This window comes from Ignavibacteriales bacterium (genome assembly GCA_026390575.1).
Lineage (GTDB): Bacteria > Bacteroidota > Ignavibacteria > UBA10030 > UBA10030 > Fen-1298.
On sequence record JAPLFR010000015.1, the window covers coordinates 374,488 to 391,969 of the forward strand.

The 17,482-nt window shown below is 43.9% G+C and carries 18 protein-coding genes; 7 read left to right on the forward strand and 11 right to left on the reverse strand.

Annotation, left to right across the window (positions count from 1 at the left end):
• Positions 1–76: 76 nt before the first annotated feature.
• The 4 genes from NTX44_12875 (at position 77) to NTX44_12890 (ending at position 3,550) form a co-directional block, all read left to right on the forward strand.
• A complete protein-coding gene (locus tag NTX44_12875; GenBank protein MCX6122494.1) occupies positions 77–1,378 on the forward strand; it encodes a phenylacetate--CoA ligase in 1,302 nt (433 codons plus the stop codon).
• Between the two features lie 6 nt (positions 1,379–1,384).
• Positions 1,385–1,810 carry an amino acid-binding protein gene (locus tag NTX44_12880; protein ID MCX6122495.1) on the forward strand — a complete coding sequence of 142 codons (426 nt, stop codon included), beginning with the start codon at positions 1,385–1,387 and terminating at the stop codon, positions 1,808–1,810.
• Between the two features lie 90 nt (positions 1,811–1,900).
• Positions 1,901–2,158 (forward strand): four helix bundle protein, encoded by a 258-nt coding sequence (locus NTX44_12885; GenBank protein MCX6122496.1) that lies wholly within the window; start codon positions 1,901–1,903, stop codon positions 2,156–2,158.
• 240 nt (positions 2,159–2,398) lie between these two features.
• Positions 2,399–3,550 (forward strand): PLP-dependent aminotransferase family protein, encoded by a 1,152-nt coding sequence (locus tag NTX44_12890; GenBank protein ID MCX6122497.1) that lies wholly within the window; start codon positions 2,399–2,401, stop codon positions 3,548–3,550.
• A gap of 251 nt (positions 3,551–3,801) precedes the next feature.
• Here the strand turns inward: NTX44_12890 and NTX44_12895 are convergent, their stop codons facing one another.
• From NTX44_12895 to NTX44_12945, 11 genes are all read right to left on the reverse strand, one after another.
• Positions 3,802–4,428, reverse strand: a complete 627-nt coding sequence (locus NTX44_12895) for a cyclodeaminase/cyclohydrolase family protein (protein ID MCX6122498.1) — start codon at positions 4,426–4,428, stop codon at positions 3,802–3,804.
• Positions 4,429–4,485: 57 nt separating this feature from the next.
• Entirely contained in the window at positions 4,486–5,508 is a 1,023-nt protein-coding gene (ftcD, locus tag NTX44_12900; GenBank protein MCX6122499.1) for a glutamate formimidoyltransferase, read from the reverse strand.
• A 17-nt stretch (positions 5,509–5,525) separates the two neighbouring features.
• Entirely contained in the window at positions 5,526–6,770 is a 1,245-nt protein-coding gene (gene hutI, locus NTX44_12905; GenBank protein MCX6122500.1) for an imidazolonepropionase, read from the reverse strand.
• Positions 6,771–6,915: 145 nt separating this feature from the next.
• Positions 6,916–7,272 (reverse strand): VOC family protein, encoded by a 357-nt coding sequence (locus NTX44_12910; GenBank protein MCX6122501.1) that lies wholly within the window; start codon positions 7,270–7,272, stop codon positions 6,916–6,918.
• A gap of 45 nt (positions 7,273–7,317) precedes the next feature.
• Entirely contained in the window at positions 7,318–7,884 is a 567-nt protein-coding gene (locus NTX44_12915) for a transposase (protein ID MCX6122502.1), read from the reverse strand.
• A gap of 83 nt (positions 7,885–7,967) precedes the next feature.
• On the reverse strand, positions 7,968–9,626 hold the full coding sequence (gene hutU, locus NTX44_12920) for a urocanate hydratase (GenBank protein ID MCX6122503.1): 1,659 nt from the start codon (positions 9,624–9,626) through the stop codon (positions 7,968–7,970).
• Between the two features lie 250 nt (positions 9,627–9,876).
• A complete protein-coding gene (locus tag NTX44_12925; GenBank protein ID MCX6122504.1) occupies positions 9,877–10,185 on the reverse strand; it encodes a hypothetical protein in 309 nt (102 codons plus the stop codon).
• Between the two features lie 18 nt (positions 10,186–10,203).
• Complete coding sequence (locus NTX44_12930; protein MCX6122505.1) at positions 10,204–10,686, reverse strand: adenosine-specific kinase; 483 nt, start codon at positions 10,684–10,686, stop codon at positions 10,204–10,206.
• Positions 10,687–10,714: 28 nt separating this feature from the next.
• A complete protein-coding gene (gene sixA, locus NTX44_12935; protein ID MCX6122506.1) occupies positions 10,715–11,191 on the reverse strand; it encodes a phosphohistidine phosphatase SixA in 477 nt (158 codons plus the stop codon).
• 62 nt (positions 11,192–11,253) lie between these two features.
• Positions 11,254–12,633, reverse strand: a complete 1,380-nt coding sequence (locus tag NTX44_12940; GenBank protein MCX6122507.1) for a sigma-54 dependent transcriptional regulator — start codon at positions 12,631–12,633, stop codon at positions 11,254–11,256.
• Between the two features lie 24 nt (positions 12,634–12,657).
• Complete coding sequence (locus NTX44_12945) at positions 12,658–13,764, reverse strand: hybrid sensor histidine kinase/response regulator (GenBank protein ID MCX6122508.1); 1,107 nt, start codon at positions 13,762–13,764, stop codon at positions 12,658–12,660.
• A 249-nt stretch (positions 13,765–14,013) separates the two neighbouring features.
• On the opposite strand from NTX44_12945, the gene hutH reads away from it, so the two are divergent.
• The 3 genes from hutH to NTX44_12960 are packed head-to-tail and all read left to right on the forward strand — an operon-like array spanning position 14,014 to position 17,387.
• Positions 14,014–15,585 (forward strand): histidine ammonia-lyase, encoded by a 1,572-nt coding sequence (gene hutH, locus NTX44_12950; GenBank protein MCX6122509.1) that lies wholly within the window; start codon positions 14,014–14,016, stop codon positions 15,583–15,585.
• A 36-nt stretch (positions 15,586–15,621) separates the two neighbouring features.
• Positions 15,622–16,716 carry an adenosine deaminase gene (locus NTX44_12955; GenBank protein ID MCX6122510.1) on the forward strand — a complete coding sequence of 365 codons (1,095 nt, stop codon included), beginning with the start codon at positions 15,622–15,624 and terminating at the stop codon, positions 16,714–16,716.
• Between the two features lie 47 nt (positions 16,717–16,763).
• Positions 16,764–17,387 (forward strand): MBL fold metallo-hydrolase, encoded by a 624-nt coding sequence (locus tag NTX44_12960; protein MCX6122511.1) that lies wholly within the window; start codon positions 16,764–16,766, stop codon positions 17,385–17,387.
• Positions 17,388–17,482 lie beyond the last annotated feature (95 nt).

Consider the following 17,482-nt stretch of genomic DNA (forward strand, 5'->3'; position numbering starts at 1 on the left):
AAGATGTTTATTCTTATGAAAAAAAGTCTTTAATTAAATCATCTCAAGAAAATAATACGAAAGAAAAGAATCAGACATGATTTGGAACGAATATATTGAATGCATGGATCGGGAACGACTCGTCAAGCTGCAGGGTGAACGATTGTCCACAATGATAGAAAGACTCTACTATAATGTGCCATTCTATCGCCAAAAGTTTCAGAAAAGCGGAATCGAACCAGGGGATATAAAAAACGTAGATCAATTAAAAAACCTGCCTTTTACTACAAAGCAGGATTTGCGAGATAATTATCCCTTTGGTTTATTTGCTGTGCCGACATCGGAAATCGTGCGCGTCCATGCATCGAGCGGCACAACAGGGAAGCCGACAGTTGTGGGATATACGCGCAAAGATCTTGAAATTTGGTCTGAGGTCGTAGCCCGCACGCTCACTTCAGCCGGAGGCGGCAAGAACGATGTACTGCATATCGCGTATGGCTATGGTTTGTTCACCGGTGGATTAGGTATTCATTACGGTGCGGAGAAGATTGGTGCAACCGTTATTCCTGTTTCCGGCGGCAACACGCAGCGCCAACTGCAATTAATGCAAGATCTTGGTTCTACCATCCTCGCTTGTACACCATCCTATGCTCTCCATTTAGCCGAGGCGATGGCTGAAGCAGGTCTATCACCGGATTCGCTAAAACTTAAAGCTGGAGTGTTTGGAGCCGAACCGTGGACAGAAGAAATGCGCCGTGAAATTGAAGACAAATTGAAAATAAAAGCGATTGATATTTATGGATTGAGCGAAGTGATCGGACCGGGTGTTGCTTCTGAATGCATATGCCAAAAAGGATTACATATTTTTGAAGATCATTTTATTCCGGAGATTGTCGATCCGCAAACGCTCGAAGTGCTTCCCTTTGGTCAGATGGGAGAATTGGTATTCACCTGTATTACGAAAGAAGCGTTGCCGTTGCTCCGATATCGCACACGAGATCTTACAGTGCTGAATCCTGAAAAATGCGACTGTGGCCGCACTATCATACGGATGAAAAAATGTCTCGGCCGTTCCGACGATATGCTGATCATCAGAGGAGTAAATGTTTTTCCGTCTCAAATAGAAACGGTGCTGCTCGAAATGAGCGAAACCAAACCACATTACTTGCTGATTGTTGACAGGGTCAACAATCTTGATGTTCTGGAAGTATGGGTTGAAGTTGAGGGGCAATTCTTCTCTGATGAAATAAAAAAACTGGAAGATCTTAAGAAGAAAATTCAGCACAACATTGAATCAACGTTAGGTATCAGTGCCCTTGTAAAGCTCGTTGAACCAAAAACCATTGAACGCAGCGAAGGCAAAGCCAAACGAGTCATAGATAAACGAAATATAAAGTAGGATGCCATGATCATAAAACAACTTTCAGTATTTCTCGAAAATAAGTCAGGTCGTTTGACTGAAGTAACCGAAACGTTAGCTTCAGCACAAATTAATATTTCAGCTTTCAGTATTGCCGATACCTCTGAATTCGGCATCCTGAGGATGATCGTAAGCAAGCCGGAAGCGGCGGAAGCAGCATTGAAAGCAAAGGGAATTTCTGTACATATCACAGAAGTTGTCGCCGTCGTGGTTCCGCACAACCCTGGTGGTTTACATAGGACATTGGAAATTCTATCTTCCGAAGGAATCAGCGTAGAATATATGTATGCATTCGCTATGGGTGATCGTGCAACCGTGATCATTCGCACCGATGCAATTCAACAGACCATCATGGTTTTACAGAAGCATAAATTGGAATTGCTCAAAGCAAACGATATTTATGAAGTATAGATACTAAATTCCAAATAATAATACAAATCTCAAACAAGCTCCAATAAAAATATATCAAATAATAAATCCGAAATCACAACCAATTTTCAAATGGATAAAATCCAAACAAGGAAACCATACAATCTTGAGGAGCGAACACTTCAGTATACAAAAGATGTCATTTCTCTGGTCGGTAAGGCGCCTAAGAATTTATCGAATATTGAAATCGCAAAACAATTAATTCGATCAACAGGATCGGTGGGAGCAAATTATATTGAAGCAAATGAATCATTAGGAAAGAAAGATTTTGTGATGTATACTCGAATTGCTCGTAAGGAAGAAAAAGAAAGTCGTTATAGGCTACAATGATTAGAGTGCGACGATTCTCTGAAATCAACAAGAGAACAATTGATTCAAGAATCGACAGAATTATTAAAAATTCTTAGCAAGATCATCGAGAAATCAACTTGATTTGGAATTTTGAGTTTGTCATTTGTTTGTAATTTGGGTATTGATAATTGGAATTTCAATTAGAGATTATTGGATAAATTTATGATTCGTTTTTCAAATTCAGTTTCCTCTCTTCGCACTTCCGAAATTAGAGATCTCATGAGTCTTGCAACCCGGCCGGATATTATTTCGTTTGCCGGCGGTATGCCGGGCAACGAGCTTTTTCCTGTCGAAGAAATCGACGAGATTTATAATACGCTGCCTCTCGATATCAAGCAGACCGCTTTTCAATACGGTCCTACACCGGGTTATCCTCCATTGCTCGAATCCCTTAAAGAGTATTTGAAAAGGAAAGGAATGCCGGTTGAAACAAATAAGTTGATGATTACAACCGGTTCCTTGCAAGCGATTAATATTCTTGCAAAAGTATTTATCGATCCGGAAGATGTAGTGGTAACTGAAAATCCTTGCTTTATCGGAGGGATTTCTGCGTTCAAATCGTATCAAGCAGATCTTCATGGAATAGATTTAGATGACGACGGGATCGATATCTCATCCTTGAAAAGTTTTTTACATGAAACGAAATCGAAGCCCCCAAAATTTATTTATCTAACGCCAAACTTTCATAATCCTGCCGGCATACTGTATACAGAACAGCGAAAGAAGGAATTGGTACCTTTGCTTCAAGAGCATGAACTCATGCTCATCGAAGATGATGCATACGGCGAATTGTATTTCGATGAAGAAGCTCGGAAAAGAGTAGTTCCAATGAAGGCGTTGTATGAAGACGAACTTGATATATGCTATACAAGTTCTTTTTCAAAAATACTTGGACCCGGTTTTAGATTAGGTTGGATGCTGGTACCGCAGGATATTTATCAGAAAGCCGAATTATGCAAGCAGTCAATGGATGCCTGTTCGCCTAACTTTACGCAGGTACTAGCGAATGAATTTCTACAAAGCGGCAAGATGGATCTCTACATTAAAAAAATGCGCGTAATTTATAAGCGGCGTAAAGATACAATGGCTGATGCCATCCGCAAATATTTTCCCGATGAAATTTCATGGGTGGAGCCAAAAGGCGGGTTTTACATTTGGATAAAATTACCGCCGAACATCGATATTATGTCAGTGCTCAAAGCAAGCATTGAAAAAGGAGCTGTCTTTGTCATTGGAAAGACATTCGACCCGGAAGGGAAGGATAATAGTCATTTCAGGCTGGCATACTCGCACACTCCTGAAGACAAAATCGAAAAAGGAATTCATATTCTTGGTGATTGCCTTAAAGAAGCGTTGAAACTATCAAATTAATCTGCCAACGTAAGTACATCTAAAAAAATCAATTTTCAAATGCCAAATAACAAACAAATATCAAATCCAAATACTCAATGATCCAAGAAAAATAAATTTTTGTGTTTTGGAGTTTAATATTAGAATTTGTTTGTTCTTTATGATTTATGATCTGGGATTTTAAAACTTTCCTTCATGGTGTATCTTGTGTGTATTAAATCTATCTAGAGCACAAGTTACCTGTATAAAATGTTGTCGCAGATTTCTAAAGGTTACACCAAATGTTTGTTCACGCTCGCAAGAATATCGGAAGTAAAAGTTTCTAGAGAAATGCGATAGTGTTCTACCTTCGTTTTTGTCTGGGCGACAAAGCTACTATCACTTAATGAACCAAGATTAATCTTAACATTCAAAGCAGCGCCCTCGCCTCCTGCATGCAGTATTAGCGCAGCAACTCCGGCGTCAGAAAGAGAATTTTGATTTCCTTTCTCTACTATGATCTTAACAAGTTCTAACGCATTGAGGCAAAGTTCCATGAGTCGTAACGGAACGAGCGTCGCTGTTTTCATTGCTTTTTGAATTTCTGCTGTACGTTTCACCTTCTGTTCTTCTGTTTCCTTTGGTAATCCATACGCCGCCATGACCTTGTTGAATGCTGCTGTGTCTTCGTCGATCATTGCGTTGAATTGAGCGCGAAGCTCTTCCGATTGCTTCAGTACTTCTTCCATTTCTCCCTGCACATCAGCATATTTCTTTTTGCCGATGGTGAGCCGGCATACCATTGACGTGAGTGCGGTTCCAAGTGATGCAGCGAGCGCAGAGACGCTTCCACCACCGGGCGCAGGAGAGCTGGATGCAAGTTCATCAAGAAAGTTAGTAACAGAAAGAGATGTAAGCATATCGAGTCCTATGAGCTAACGTCACACTTCTATTAAATTCACTAAGACGTACAAATATTAAATCTGGTATTCAATGATTTTTTTCTTCGTATCGAACGGTTCAAACTGGTTTAATCCTAATTTCTCGACAGCGAGTGTAATATACTCTTGCTCGGAAAGTGTTTTTTTATCTGAATAAAACTTACCCGCTTTCAGCATTGCGGCGAGCGGTGTTAATCCAACAAGTTCGCTTCCCGTGACATTAATGCCGAGCGCTTGGGCCTGTTTTTTCACTTCTTCATAAGCTTCGTGCATGGAAGTAATTTCAAAATCCACAAGATTAATGGAAACTTGTGCAATTCTGAATCGCTCCAGGAAGACGCCTAGGGCTTTTACAGCTTTCAGCGTGCCAGGAACTTTTATCGTTTCTCCTTTTTCGTTTTTTACTTGATTATCGTACTTGTCTTTCATCACGCGTCCACTCTCACGGATACGCAACGCTATTTCGTGTGCTAACGTAACGTCTTTTGTATTGAGATTGATATTGTATGCTATGAGAATACTTCGCGCACCGGTGACGGTAACACCGGATTTTGAATTGAAGACCGGTTCACCGTAATCCGGTTTCCATGCAGGGTCTATCAATTTTTCCGGCAGACCCTCGTATTCGCCCTTGCGGATATCGGAAAGATTTTTTCTATAAGGTGAACGCGATGCAAATTCATATAAGTAAATTGGAATGTTCAACTCGGATGCAACACGTTTGCCGTACATGTTCGCAAGCTGCACACAATCATTCATTGTCATATCGCTGATCGGAACGAACGGTACGACATCAGCAGCGCCGATGCGTGGATGTTCGCCTTTGTGCTGTGCCATATCGATATGTTCAGCCGCAGTTTTCGTTGCCTGGAACGCTGCTTCCAGTACAGCATCTGGTGCACCGATAAATGTTACTACTGTTCGGTTGTAATCTTTATCCGGCTCAACATTGAGCAAACGGATTCCGGGCACACTTCGAACACTTGTGCAGATAGCATCGATTGTTTCTTGATTCCGTCCTTCGCTAAAATTCGGAACGCATTCTACGAGTTTTTTCATATAGAGTTCTCTCTGAGCTAAAAATCCAAATACGTTCCGTGCTTGATAACTTTGGCAACGTGGTTCGTGCCGAAATGGTAGGCGAGATACCTGTAGCCTGGAATATCATACAGCACAATGTCAGCTTGTTTACCGACTTCGATACTGCCAAGTTTTTCTGATAGACCAAGCGCAGCCGCTCCATTGAGCGTCGAAGCAGTAATGGCTTCTTCCGGCGTCATCGACATGTGCGTGCAGGCGATCGTCATCATCATTGGCATAGAGTAAGACATACAGGAACCAGGATTGAAATTTGATGCGATCGCCAGCGGAATACTGGCATCGATAATCTTCCGTGCGGGCGGATAATTGCAGTGCAGGAAGAACGAAACGCCGGGAAGAACTGTTGCGATGGTTCCAGATTCTTTTAATGCAGCAATTCCTTCATCGTCGATATGCTCAAGATGATCGGCAGAGAGTGCACCCATTTCTGCCGCGAGTTTCGATGCACCGATTTGCGTCAGTTGATCCGCATGAATTTTGATTTTCATACCAAGCTGCTTTGCTGTTTCAAAAATTCTCCGGCATTGTTTAACAGAAAAATAGTCTTGGTCGCAAAAAGCATCACAGAATTTTGTAAGTTTGCGTTGCGCGATGTAGGGAAGCATCCGTGCACAGATGAGGTCAACATAACCGTCGGAATTGTTCTTGAACTCCGGTGGTACGGCATGAGCTCCGAGAAATGTCGGCACGATGTCCATCAAACATTCCTCGGTCAGGTCGTTGATTGCTTCCAGTATTTTCATTTCATCTTTTTCGTTCAGCCCGTATCCGGATTTGATTTCTATGGTTGTCGTTCCCTCTGTTAGTATGGTATCCAAATGCTGACGAGCGCGTTTCTTCAATTCCTTTTTCGTTGCCGTTCTGGTTGCCTGGACAGTACTGAGAATTCCACCTCCAGCTTGTGCGATTTCCTGATACGTTTTCCCTTCAATGCGCATGGCAAACTCGTCTTCCCGTGTTCCGGCAAACAATAAATGCGTATGTGAATCTACGAATCCGGGAAGTCCAACCAAATCGGAAGCATCAATAACATCAATAGTTTCATCCACTGTTTGCGTGAATTCTGCGCTTCGGCCGATCCACTTGAAGCGTCCGTTTTCAATCAATACCGTTGCATTTTCAATGACACCGAGATCATTCATTTCTTTGCCGGATTTAAACGGCCTGCCATGAGCGCTCACAGTAACTAGTTGCTTGATATTTTTAATAAGAAGATTCATAAAAAAATAGAACGATTTCCCGATGTATAGTGGAAAGCAAATAACAAAGATAATTGTGAAGAATCAATGCTTCCAGTTCAATCGATATAGCATGCCTCGATTGATCCATCCCATCTGAAACGTATTTGATATTGGCGAAGTCATGTTATGGCTTGAGTGCTTGCTGCCAAAGCGAGAGCACAACGCCTTCAGGCGTTTCAAACTGTGCCCGCCAACCCATCGATCCTACCGGTGCTTTTTTCTTTAGTACTGTGCCGCGAGCTTTACGGATGGCTTTCAATGTTGCATCGATGTCTTCAGTTTCGATATAAATATTGATCTGTCCTTTTTTCGGAAGACGTTTGACGATTTCGAATCCGCCGTTGGGATGTTTTCCCGTATGAAGCAATGTGTAGTCGATATCTGGTACATACGTAAATGTCCATCCAAAGACAGAGCCGAAGAATTTCTTCGCTTTCTCGATGTTGGTTGTCGGAATTTCAATATGACCGAATGCGTGCATAATTTCCTCCACGAAGTTCACGAATATTTTTACACAGTTCTCTCACTAGGATGAAGGCGTCTCGCCGAATGATTCCCAGTAATCATCAATAGGAATAATAGGAATTTTTTCATTGTCATAGTAACAGGCTGATGAGAATTGGTAATCACTTCGATCATCCACAAGGTGCCATTTTTTATTGACCGGATTATTATGAATGTATTCAAGGGTTTCCACTAAAACATGCTCTGTTTCGACACACCGTGCAAGTGAATCTTCCCAAAATAAATATTTTCGATCACCTTTTCGCATTCCTTCGACCATAAAAGAATTTAACAAGGCGGTGGCATGATTCTTTTTCAGCGTATCAATAATTTTATGACCGGAAAAGGAATGAAATTGTCCCATGACTTTTTCAATTGGCGTTTTATTCAAGATTTTTATCAGGAGATGGAGATGATTAGGCATAAGACAAAAAGCAAAAATTTGCCATGTCTTTTTTTCTCGTATCCAAGATAGCGACTGAAGAGGGATCATAGATAATTCTTCTGATAAAAACACTGAGCGATATCTGGTAACTCGCGATGTTACAAAATATATGTCGGTCGAACTTGGAATTGATATATATTTCAAAATTATTCCTCGTTAAGGTTCAGATGCTCGGCGTGGACGCCTTCGTCCAAAAGGAAGGAAGGCATGTCGTTGTCATTCTGGAATTATTTTAAAAGAGGAATTGTTATTGACCATTTCTTTGCGTTGTCGATAGCGCGTTTATACCGGGCATCAGCATGGCGAATAATGCCCATACCGGGATCGTATGTCAATACTCTTTGCAGTCTTGCTTCTGCTTCTTTGGTTCCATCGGCGACAACAACCATCCCAGCATGGAGAGATAGACCGATGCCGACTCCGCCGCCGTGATGAACACTTACCCAGCTTGCACCGCCTGTTGTATTCAGTAGTGCATTAAGGATTGGCCAATCCGCGATAGCGTCGCTGCCATCGAGCATATTTTCCGTTTCGCGATTTGGCGATGCAACACTGCCGCAGTCGAGATGGTCGCGGCCAATGACGATAGGCGCTTTGACTTCACCACTGGCAACAAGATCGTTGAAAATTTTTCCCATTTTCGCTCGCTCACCGTACCCAAGCCAGCAAATGCGCGCCGGCAATCCTTGAAACTCGACCTCCTTTTGAGCTTTGTTAATCCAGGTGCAGAGCTGTTTATTCTCCGGAAATGTTTCCATCACTGCTTGGTCAGTACGATAGATGTCCTCTGGATCGCCGGAAAGAGCTGCCCATCGGAATGGACCCTTGCCATCGCAGAAGAGGGGACGAATATATTCGGGAACAAAACCGGGGATATCAAACGCCTTCTTTACGCCATTTGCCAATGCTTCGCCGCGGATATTATTTCCATAATCGAAGACAATAGCGCCTTTTTGTTTCAATTTCAGCAAACCTTTTACGTGCTCTATAATAGAGGCTTGAGCGAGGGCAACGTATTTTTGTGGATCTTTTTTGCGAAGTCTGAGCGCTTCTGTATAAAGCATGCCTGCCGGCACATAACCGTTCAATGTATCATGCGCAGATGTTTGATCGGTGACGATGTCGGGCAAGAATTTTCCTGCTGCAATTTTTGGAATAATCTCCGCCGCATTCCCAAGCAAACCTACGGATAAAGGAATTTTCTTCTCTTTTGCCGCACGAACTTGTGCAAGAGCATCATCGAGATTATTTGTCATGGTATCGAGATACCCTGTTTCAAGGCGGCGCTTGATACGATGCAGATCGACTTCAACAACAAGACAAGCGGCTCCATTCATTGTTGCAGCGAGCGGCTGTGCTCCACCCATACCGCCAAGTCCTGCGGTGAGCAAGAATTTACCGGCAAGATTTTTTCCGAAATGTTTGACTGCCGCGGCAGCAAATGTTTCGTACGTCCCCTGCAAAATTCCTTGCGTGCCGATGTAAATCCAGCTTCCCGCGGTCATTTGTCCGTACATCGTCAGACCAAGTCCTTCCAGCCGCCGGAATTCTTCCCATGTTGCCCACTTTGGAACAAGCAATGAATTACTGATCAGGACGCGCGGTGCATTCTCATGCGTCTTGAAGATGCCGACTGGCTTGCCGGATTGGACAAGCAATGTTTCGTCATTCTCTAAATTCTTCAGACATTCAACAAGAGCATCGAAACATTGCCAGTTGCGGGCGGCTTTTCCTGTGCCGCCATAGACGATCAACTCTTGCGGCTTTTCGGCAACTTCCGGATCGAGATTGTTCATGAGCATCCGTAAAGCGGCTTCCTGAATCCAGCCCTTGCAGGTGAGTCGTGTCCCCCGTGGTGCTCGAATAGTGCGAGGTTTTAATTTCATAGTGCCGCCTTTCGATAGTTACGAAAGTGGTATATTAAACAATGAATAACTATTGGATATATCGTATTGTAACCATTAAAAATTCCAAACCACAAATCTCATAAAACAAACAAAAACAATAATACAAAACACAACACAATGAGCAGTCAGTTTTGGTCATTGCACATTTGAGATTTTGTTATTGTTTGACATATAATATTTGGAGATTGAGTCTTTAATGTTACCATTACAGCGATCACCATCGCTCCGCTTACAGCAATGATTTCTTGAAACGCTCAAATGTTTCTTTGGCATTCAGCCCGAACTTTTCTTGATGGATCAGACACCAATCCCAAAGTGTGTCGAATTGATCTTGTGTAGGTTCTGATGCCGGATTGACGCGCACTTCAAGACCATTTCCATCCCACGCAATTTTGATCCATCCGTTTCGTTCAGCTTCCTCTTCGGTGAGATTAAGTTCATGGCATATCTTTTTATGTCCATGTTGATCACATGGCAGGAATTGTCCATTGTGCCGGATCCAGCCATTTCGCCGAATGAGAGTGTCACGCGTTATCACGATTCCTCTCCTGAGTAATTATAATTTATATCCTATCTTTCGCAAAAAATCTTTTCGCCATTTGATGTCATTCTCGGTTTCTACGCCTTTTGATTTATCGCCATCGATAACACCGAGAATACCGCGGCCTTGCTCGGTTTCTGCAATAATGACTTCTACCGGATTTGCGGTCGCACAGTAAATAGTGCAGACTTCCGGAAGGGCTTTTAAGGCATTGAGAACGTTTATAGGAAAACCATTCTCTACAAATAAAATGAAGCAATGTCCGCAGGAAAGTGACAGAGCATTCTTCTTAGCCAACTCAATAAGTACATCGTCATTGCCCGTCCAGCGGACAAGTGCCATTCCGGATGATTCGCAAAAACCGAGGCCGAACTTCATCTGCGGATTTGTCTGCACGATAGCTTCGTGGATGTCTTCCACCGTTTTGATGAAGTGCGATTGTCCAAGGATAAAATTAATCGCTTCCGGTTTTTCAATTTTAATTGTTTTGAGTTCCATGTGCTTTCCTTGATATATGTCTGAACGATTACGCTATTGTTCCAACAGGTATAAGAAACTTTAATACTCCGGTGCCTTGATGAATCGGGTTTGATATATCCACCAATGCGAGGCTGCATTTTCGCATTTCTATCTCCACGTTTCTATTTCCACCGAGGAGCAATGAGATTATATCAGATAAATATGGTTCGTGTCCGACTAAAAGAACTGATGATACACTGAGTTCATCAAGCTGATCGAAGAGCTGTTGTGGATCAGATCCGTTCAACAAGAATTCGCTGAGAACAACTTGCAGCTTATTGCTGTTTGAAAGGACGAGAGAGGCAGTTTCTTGTGCGCGCTTGAGCGGACTTGAGAGCGCTGCATGGATGACAATATCCATCCGTTGAAGAAGTGTACCGATGAGTGTTGCTTGGCGTACTCCAAGATCGGTGAGCGGGCGTTCGTCATCGCTATAGCGGGAACTGGGAGAAGCGTCGCCGTGTCGGAGGAAGTAAATATGCATAGTCGTGTTACCAGAATTCTGGAAACCACTGTGCAAACCGAAAGAGCAGATCGAACGCTCTGCTATGGTTTCGTTAAATTGTATTGTTGAATTTTTGTGTAAAGCGTTTTGAGACTGATGCAGAGAATTTGCGCTGCCGTGTTTTTGTTCCAGCCGACAGTTTTCAGTACGCCTGCTATATGAAATTTTTCGATTTCGTGGATTGAAATTGCGCTTCCGATTTGCGGACTGCCCGCCGTGGTGGCAGTTTCTTTGATGAGACTTGTGCGCCTGCCGATGGGGAGAGCGATGTCTTCGACGCAAATAATATTTTCTTTGCATAAAATGCTGGCGCGCTCGATGACATTTTCTAATTCGCGCACATTACCGGGCCAATCATATTTCATGAGCAGTTCGAGCGCCTTGGGCTCGATCATTTTCAGTTCACGCGGACGCACGCGATTCTTTAAAAAATAATCCACGAGCAGGGGAATGTCTTCAGGCCGTTCCCGCAGCGACGGCACCGAGAGTGTAATGACGTTGATGCGATAGAGCAGATCTTCACGGAATTGTCCATCACCGATTTCGTCATGCAAATTTTTATTCGTAGCAGAAATCACCCGTACATCTGATTTAAAATTCTTATTGCCACCTACGCGCCTGTACTCGCCTGTCTGCAGGAAGCGTAAAAGTTTCGGTTGAATCATGAGGCTGATCTCGCCGATTTCATCGAGGAAGAGCGTGCCGCCATTGGCGATTTCAACAATGCCCTGCTTCATAGCGTGCGCATCGGTGAACGCGCCCTTCTCATGACCGAATAATTCGCTTTCAAGCAGGTTCTCCGGAATAGAGGCACAGTTCAATGCAACAAACTGCTGATCCTTGCGCGAACTATTTTTGTGCAGGAAGTTGGCGACAAGTTCTTTGCCTGTGCCGCTTGCGCCTTGAATGAGAACGGGAGAATCGGTTGGCGCAACTTTTGCCGCTATGTTCAACAATTCCAGCATGGGTTTGCTTTCGCCGACAATATTACCGGTGAATGTATGGCGTGCAAGTTCTGACTTCAACACTTTGTTTTCGAGACTAAGCCGCTTGCGCTCCATTGCGTGTTCGATAACAGCAAGGAGTTCGTCTCCTGCATAGGGTTTCGTGATGTAGCTGTATGCACCCAACTGCATGCATTCGACTGCAATTTTCACATCGTGCACACCTGTCAACATAATGACTTGCGTGTCGAAGGAATGGTCGCGGATAAACTTCAACACCTCCACGCCATCCACGCGCGGAAGTTTTACATCCAGTAGAACGAGATCAAATATGTGCTGCTGGAGAGCGTTGATGGCAAGAACGCCATCTTTCGCAACTTCTACTTTGTATCCTTCCTGCGTGAGCATTACTTGAATGACTTGAAGGAATGATTCCTCGTCATCGACTGCAAGGATGGAAATGGTTTCAGTTTTCATAAAGTATGTGGAATGAAAAAGCGTTTATCGGATGGGCAGTGCGAAATAGAATGTCGCACCTCTGCCGACTTCCGATTCGACCCAAATTTTTCCGTTATGTGCTTCAATAATACGCTGCGAAATAACGAGTCCAAGCCCGGACAATTTTTCTTTGTTTGAATTCTCGGAGACGAGATCCCGATAGCGATCAAAAATCAGCGGGAGTTCTTCCGGGAGAATACCGATGCCGCTGTTAAACACCGAAACCAGGACATGCTCGGTCGGCTGCTGTCCTTCTTCCAGCACAAGGGCAACTTTACGCACTTGCACAACGATGGCGCCTTGAGACGGTGTATGGGCAACGGCATTGCTCATGAAGTTTTTTAACACCTGTTCGATTTTTTCGGAATCATATTCAAGTGTCGGCAAATCAGGTTCTGTGTAGAAATCTAACGTGATGTTGCTTGATTGAATTGGAACATGGAATTCTTGGACTATATTTTGCGCCGACGTTCCAAGACTGCTGATACCTTTATTCAATCGTACGCGCCCGCCTTCAAGTTTTGTCAGGTCCATCATATCGGTTAAAAGGTTGATCACTTTGTCGATGGATATGGTCATATAGCCAAGCAATTCTTTCTGGTGATCGCCGAGCGAACCAGCCATTCCTTTGAGCAGGTAACCGATGCTTTGGCGAAGACCGGCGATAGGATTGTGAAGATCGAAAAGCAAGCGGGCAGTATGTTCAGATTGCAAACGGCGGATGCGGTCTTCAGCATCGCGTGCGCGGATAATTCCTTTGAGTTGAGGCACAAGTTGGTCCATATCGATGGGCTTGGTCAGGTATTCTTTGGCGCCAAGCTTCATCGCTTCAACGGCCATACTCACATCACTCATACCCGTCATCATGACAACTTCTGTCTCAGCAGAATTTTTTTTGATGTAACGGAGAACCTCTAAACCATTCGCGCCGGGCATTTTGATGTCAAGAATGGCAATATCAAAATCCTTCTCTTGCACTTTCTTTATCGCTTCCACGCCGTCGGCGGCCTGTTCAATATCAAATCCTTCATCAACAAGCCATGCGGCAACGGTCATGCGAAGCGGATCTTCGTCGTCGGCGATGAGGACTTGAATTTTTTCTTCACTCATAAATGGTCGCTTTTACTGGGTAAGGCACTTTCCCCCTCAGCACACTTTACTTGTTGAATGAGGCATCGAAGACGGAAAGAATTTCGTATCGAAAAGTATCAGTTTTGTAATTTCTACTAACGGAAATAATAACCAGATTCGCTTGAAAAGTCAATTGCTTTCTCCTCTTATAGTAGTAAGGAAGGGTTGAAATTGATACCAAGCACTGCTACATTAGACTATAGATTTCTATCAATTGATCGGTTTACAATGAAAACCTACATTCTCGACGGCAACCAGCTTACTATTCCTGAAGTATTTGATCTTGCAAACAAAAACGCTCATGCGAAATTGAGTTCGATTGCAAAGCGAAATATTGTACGAGCGAGAAAGCTTATAGTACAGTGGACCAACAATGGCGAAGTAGTATACGGTGTGACAACCGGTTTTGGGGAATTTGCCAACGTGAAGGTAAAGGCAGAAGATATTGAACAACTTCAAGAAAATCTCATTTTCAGCCATGCGGCCGGCACGGGTGATATGTTGCCGGCAGAAGTGGTGCGAGCAATGATGGCATTGCGGGTGAATGCATTAGCAAAAGGATTTTCAGGAATACGGCTTTCGACGGTAGAGTTGTTGATGGAAATGTTAAACCGCGATATTGTTCCGGTTATTCCTTCACAAGGATCCGTTGGAGCAAGCGGCGATCTCGTTCAGCTCGCGCATCTGGTGCTGGCAATGATGGGGAAAGGAAAGATACATCAAAAGGAAAAAGGGAAAAGGACAACGTATACACTTGTTGATTCGAGTGCAGCACTTCGAAAGAATGGACTGCAGCCGGTACGGCTGACTGCGAAAGAAGGACTCGCGCTCATCAATGGTACACAAATGATGACGGCGTACGCTGCGTTGGCGGTTCATCAAGCAAAACTTTTAGCGAAGATTGCAGACATTGCCGCTTCGATCAGTGTCGAAGCGCTGCGAGGAAGCGACACTGCGTTCGATGAACGGATTCATCAGCTTCGTCCTTACAAAGGTCAATTGGCGGCTGCAAAGAATATGCGGAGATTGATGCACAGCAGCGAATTGCGCGAATCCCATCGTCGCAACGACATGCGCGTGCAGGATGCGTATTCGATACGCTGTATTCCGCAAGTACACGGTGCTTCGCGCGATGCAATCGATTATGTGTATGATAATATTTCCATAGAAATAAATTCTGCAAATGATAATCCGCTCATCTTTCCTGAAGAGGGCATTCATCTTGAAGGAGGCAACTTCCATGGTCAGCCGGTGGCGCTGGCAATGGATTTCCTTGCCATTGCGTTGTCGGAACTCGCAAATATTTCTGAACGGCGCATTGAACGGCTCGTGAATGGTTCGCTGAGTGGTCTTCCGCGTTTTCTTACTCCCAACGGCGGACTGAATTCTGGATTGATGATTGCGCAGTATACCGCCGCTTCACTCGTTTCGGAAAACAAAGTGCTGGCACATCCGGCGAGTGTCGATTCCATTCCAACTTCTGCAAATCAAGAAGATCATAACAGCATGGGCTCTATCAGTGCACAGAAAGCATGGCGTGTCCTGAAGAATGCACAGACGGTTCTCGCCATCGAATTATTATGCGCCAGCCAGGGGATGGACTTTGCAAGAACATTGAAAGATAAAAAGCCACTCAAAGCCGGCAGAGGAACTGAAGCGGCATATCAATGTGTTCGAAAGCATATCAAACACCTGCATCGAGATCGAGTGCTGTACGATGATATTCAAAAAGCACTCGGGTTAGTTTTGGACGGAAGCATTCTCCCTGCAGTAGAAGAAAGAATCGGAAAATTGGATTGATGAAATAATGATTACCCTCAAAGAGAAGGACGATGTATGAAATTCAAAAAAGAATTTATCCGAACTCTGCCAAAAGTTTTGCTGCATGATCATCTTGATGGTGGTGTGCGCCCGCAGACAGTCATTGAATTGGCAAAAGATCAGAAGTACAAAAAGCTTCCGACTGCTGATGCCGGTGAATTGGCGGAATGGTTCCATCGCGGCGCTGCCCGCGGAAGTTTATCGCTTTTCCTTGAAGGATTCGATCATACATGCGGCGTGATGCAAACGGAAGAAGCGCTTGAACGCGTGGCGTATGAAACACTGGAGGACATGAAAAAAGATGGAGTGGTATACATCGAATCGCGGTTTGCTCCGGTGTTCCATACCGGTAAGGGACTCGATCCGCAAAAGGTGGTTGCAGCAGTACTGCGCGGATTTGAGCACGGGAAAAAAGATTTCGGCATTCATTACGGCCTCATCATTTGTGCCATGCGGCATCTGAATCCATCTGCTTCATTAGAGATGGCGGAGTTAGCGGTTGATTTCCGGAATCGCGGGGTGGTTGGATTCGATCTCGCAGGCGAAGAAGGCGGTTATCCGCCAAAAAAACATGTGGATGCCTTTGAATATATCCAACGGAAAAATTTTAACATTACCGTTCATGCGGGTGAAGCATTCGGCAAAGAATCCATCTGGCAGGCGATTCAATGGTGCGGCGCACATCGCATCGGACATGCAACGCGGCTGATCGAAGATATGCGTGTAAAAGAAGGCGAAGTATTGAATATGGGAACGCTTGCACAGTATGTGTTAGACAAACGCATTCCGCTCGAAATCTGCCTGACCAGCAACGTGCACACCGGTGCGGTGCAGAGTATGGAACAACATCCGTTCGGCATTCTCTATCGCTATAAGTTCCGCTGCACAATCAATACCGATGATCGCCTTATGAGCAATATCACGCTCACAGATGAGTATTGCACGGCGGCAGAAATGTTCCACTTGAAATTTGAAGATCTGGAAAAGCTGACTATTAATGCAATGAAGAGCGCTTTCATGCCGTACAAACAGCGCATTGCATTAATTTACGATGTGTTAAAGCCTGGATTTGCAAAAGCAAAAGAGAAGCAACGAAGGAGGACAAAGTGATGACTTGGATTATTTCTTTGCTTTCTATGTTGCTCATAGGAGGACATATGGAACACAAACACATTCATTGGATGGGACATTCGGCATTCCGCATTGAAGACGGCGCTATGCAGATTTATATTGATCCATTCAAACTTCCGACAAATCTGCCAAAAGCAGATATCATTTTTATTACGCATGCTCACTATGATCACTTTTCGATGGAAGATATTGCAAAGATTAAAACGCATCAGACGATTATTGTTGCCCCAAAAGATGTTGCATCTCAATTTGGCAATTCGGCTATTACTGTCGTTCCAGGAAAAGCTTACACGATCGGCAAGTTGAAGGTGACAACGGTGCCGGCGTACAATCTTGACAAGAAGTTTCATCCCAAAGAAAATAAATGGGTGGGATTTATTATTACTCTCTCGAACGGTCAGAAGATTTATCACGCAGGGGATACGGACTTCATTCCGGAGATGCGGGAAATTATGACGGATATAGCATTGCTGCCATGCGGAGGTACGTATACCATGACGGCAACGCAAGCAGCTGAAGCTGCGAATGTGTTTAAACCAAAACTGCTTATTCCAATGCATTACGGTAGTATTGTCGGTTCTCGTGCAGATGCGGATACAGTGAAGAAATTGTTCAAAGGCGAAACGGTAATAATGACATCAGAACGCTGAAATGATTGCGCAGATTACACTGATGTGATTGCACAGATTGCACTGAAGTGATTGAACAGAATACACTGATGAAACACAGATAACGGATTTCGCAG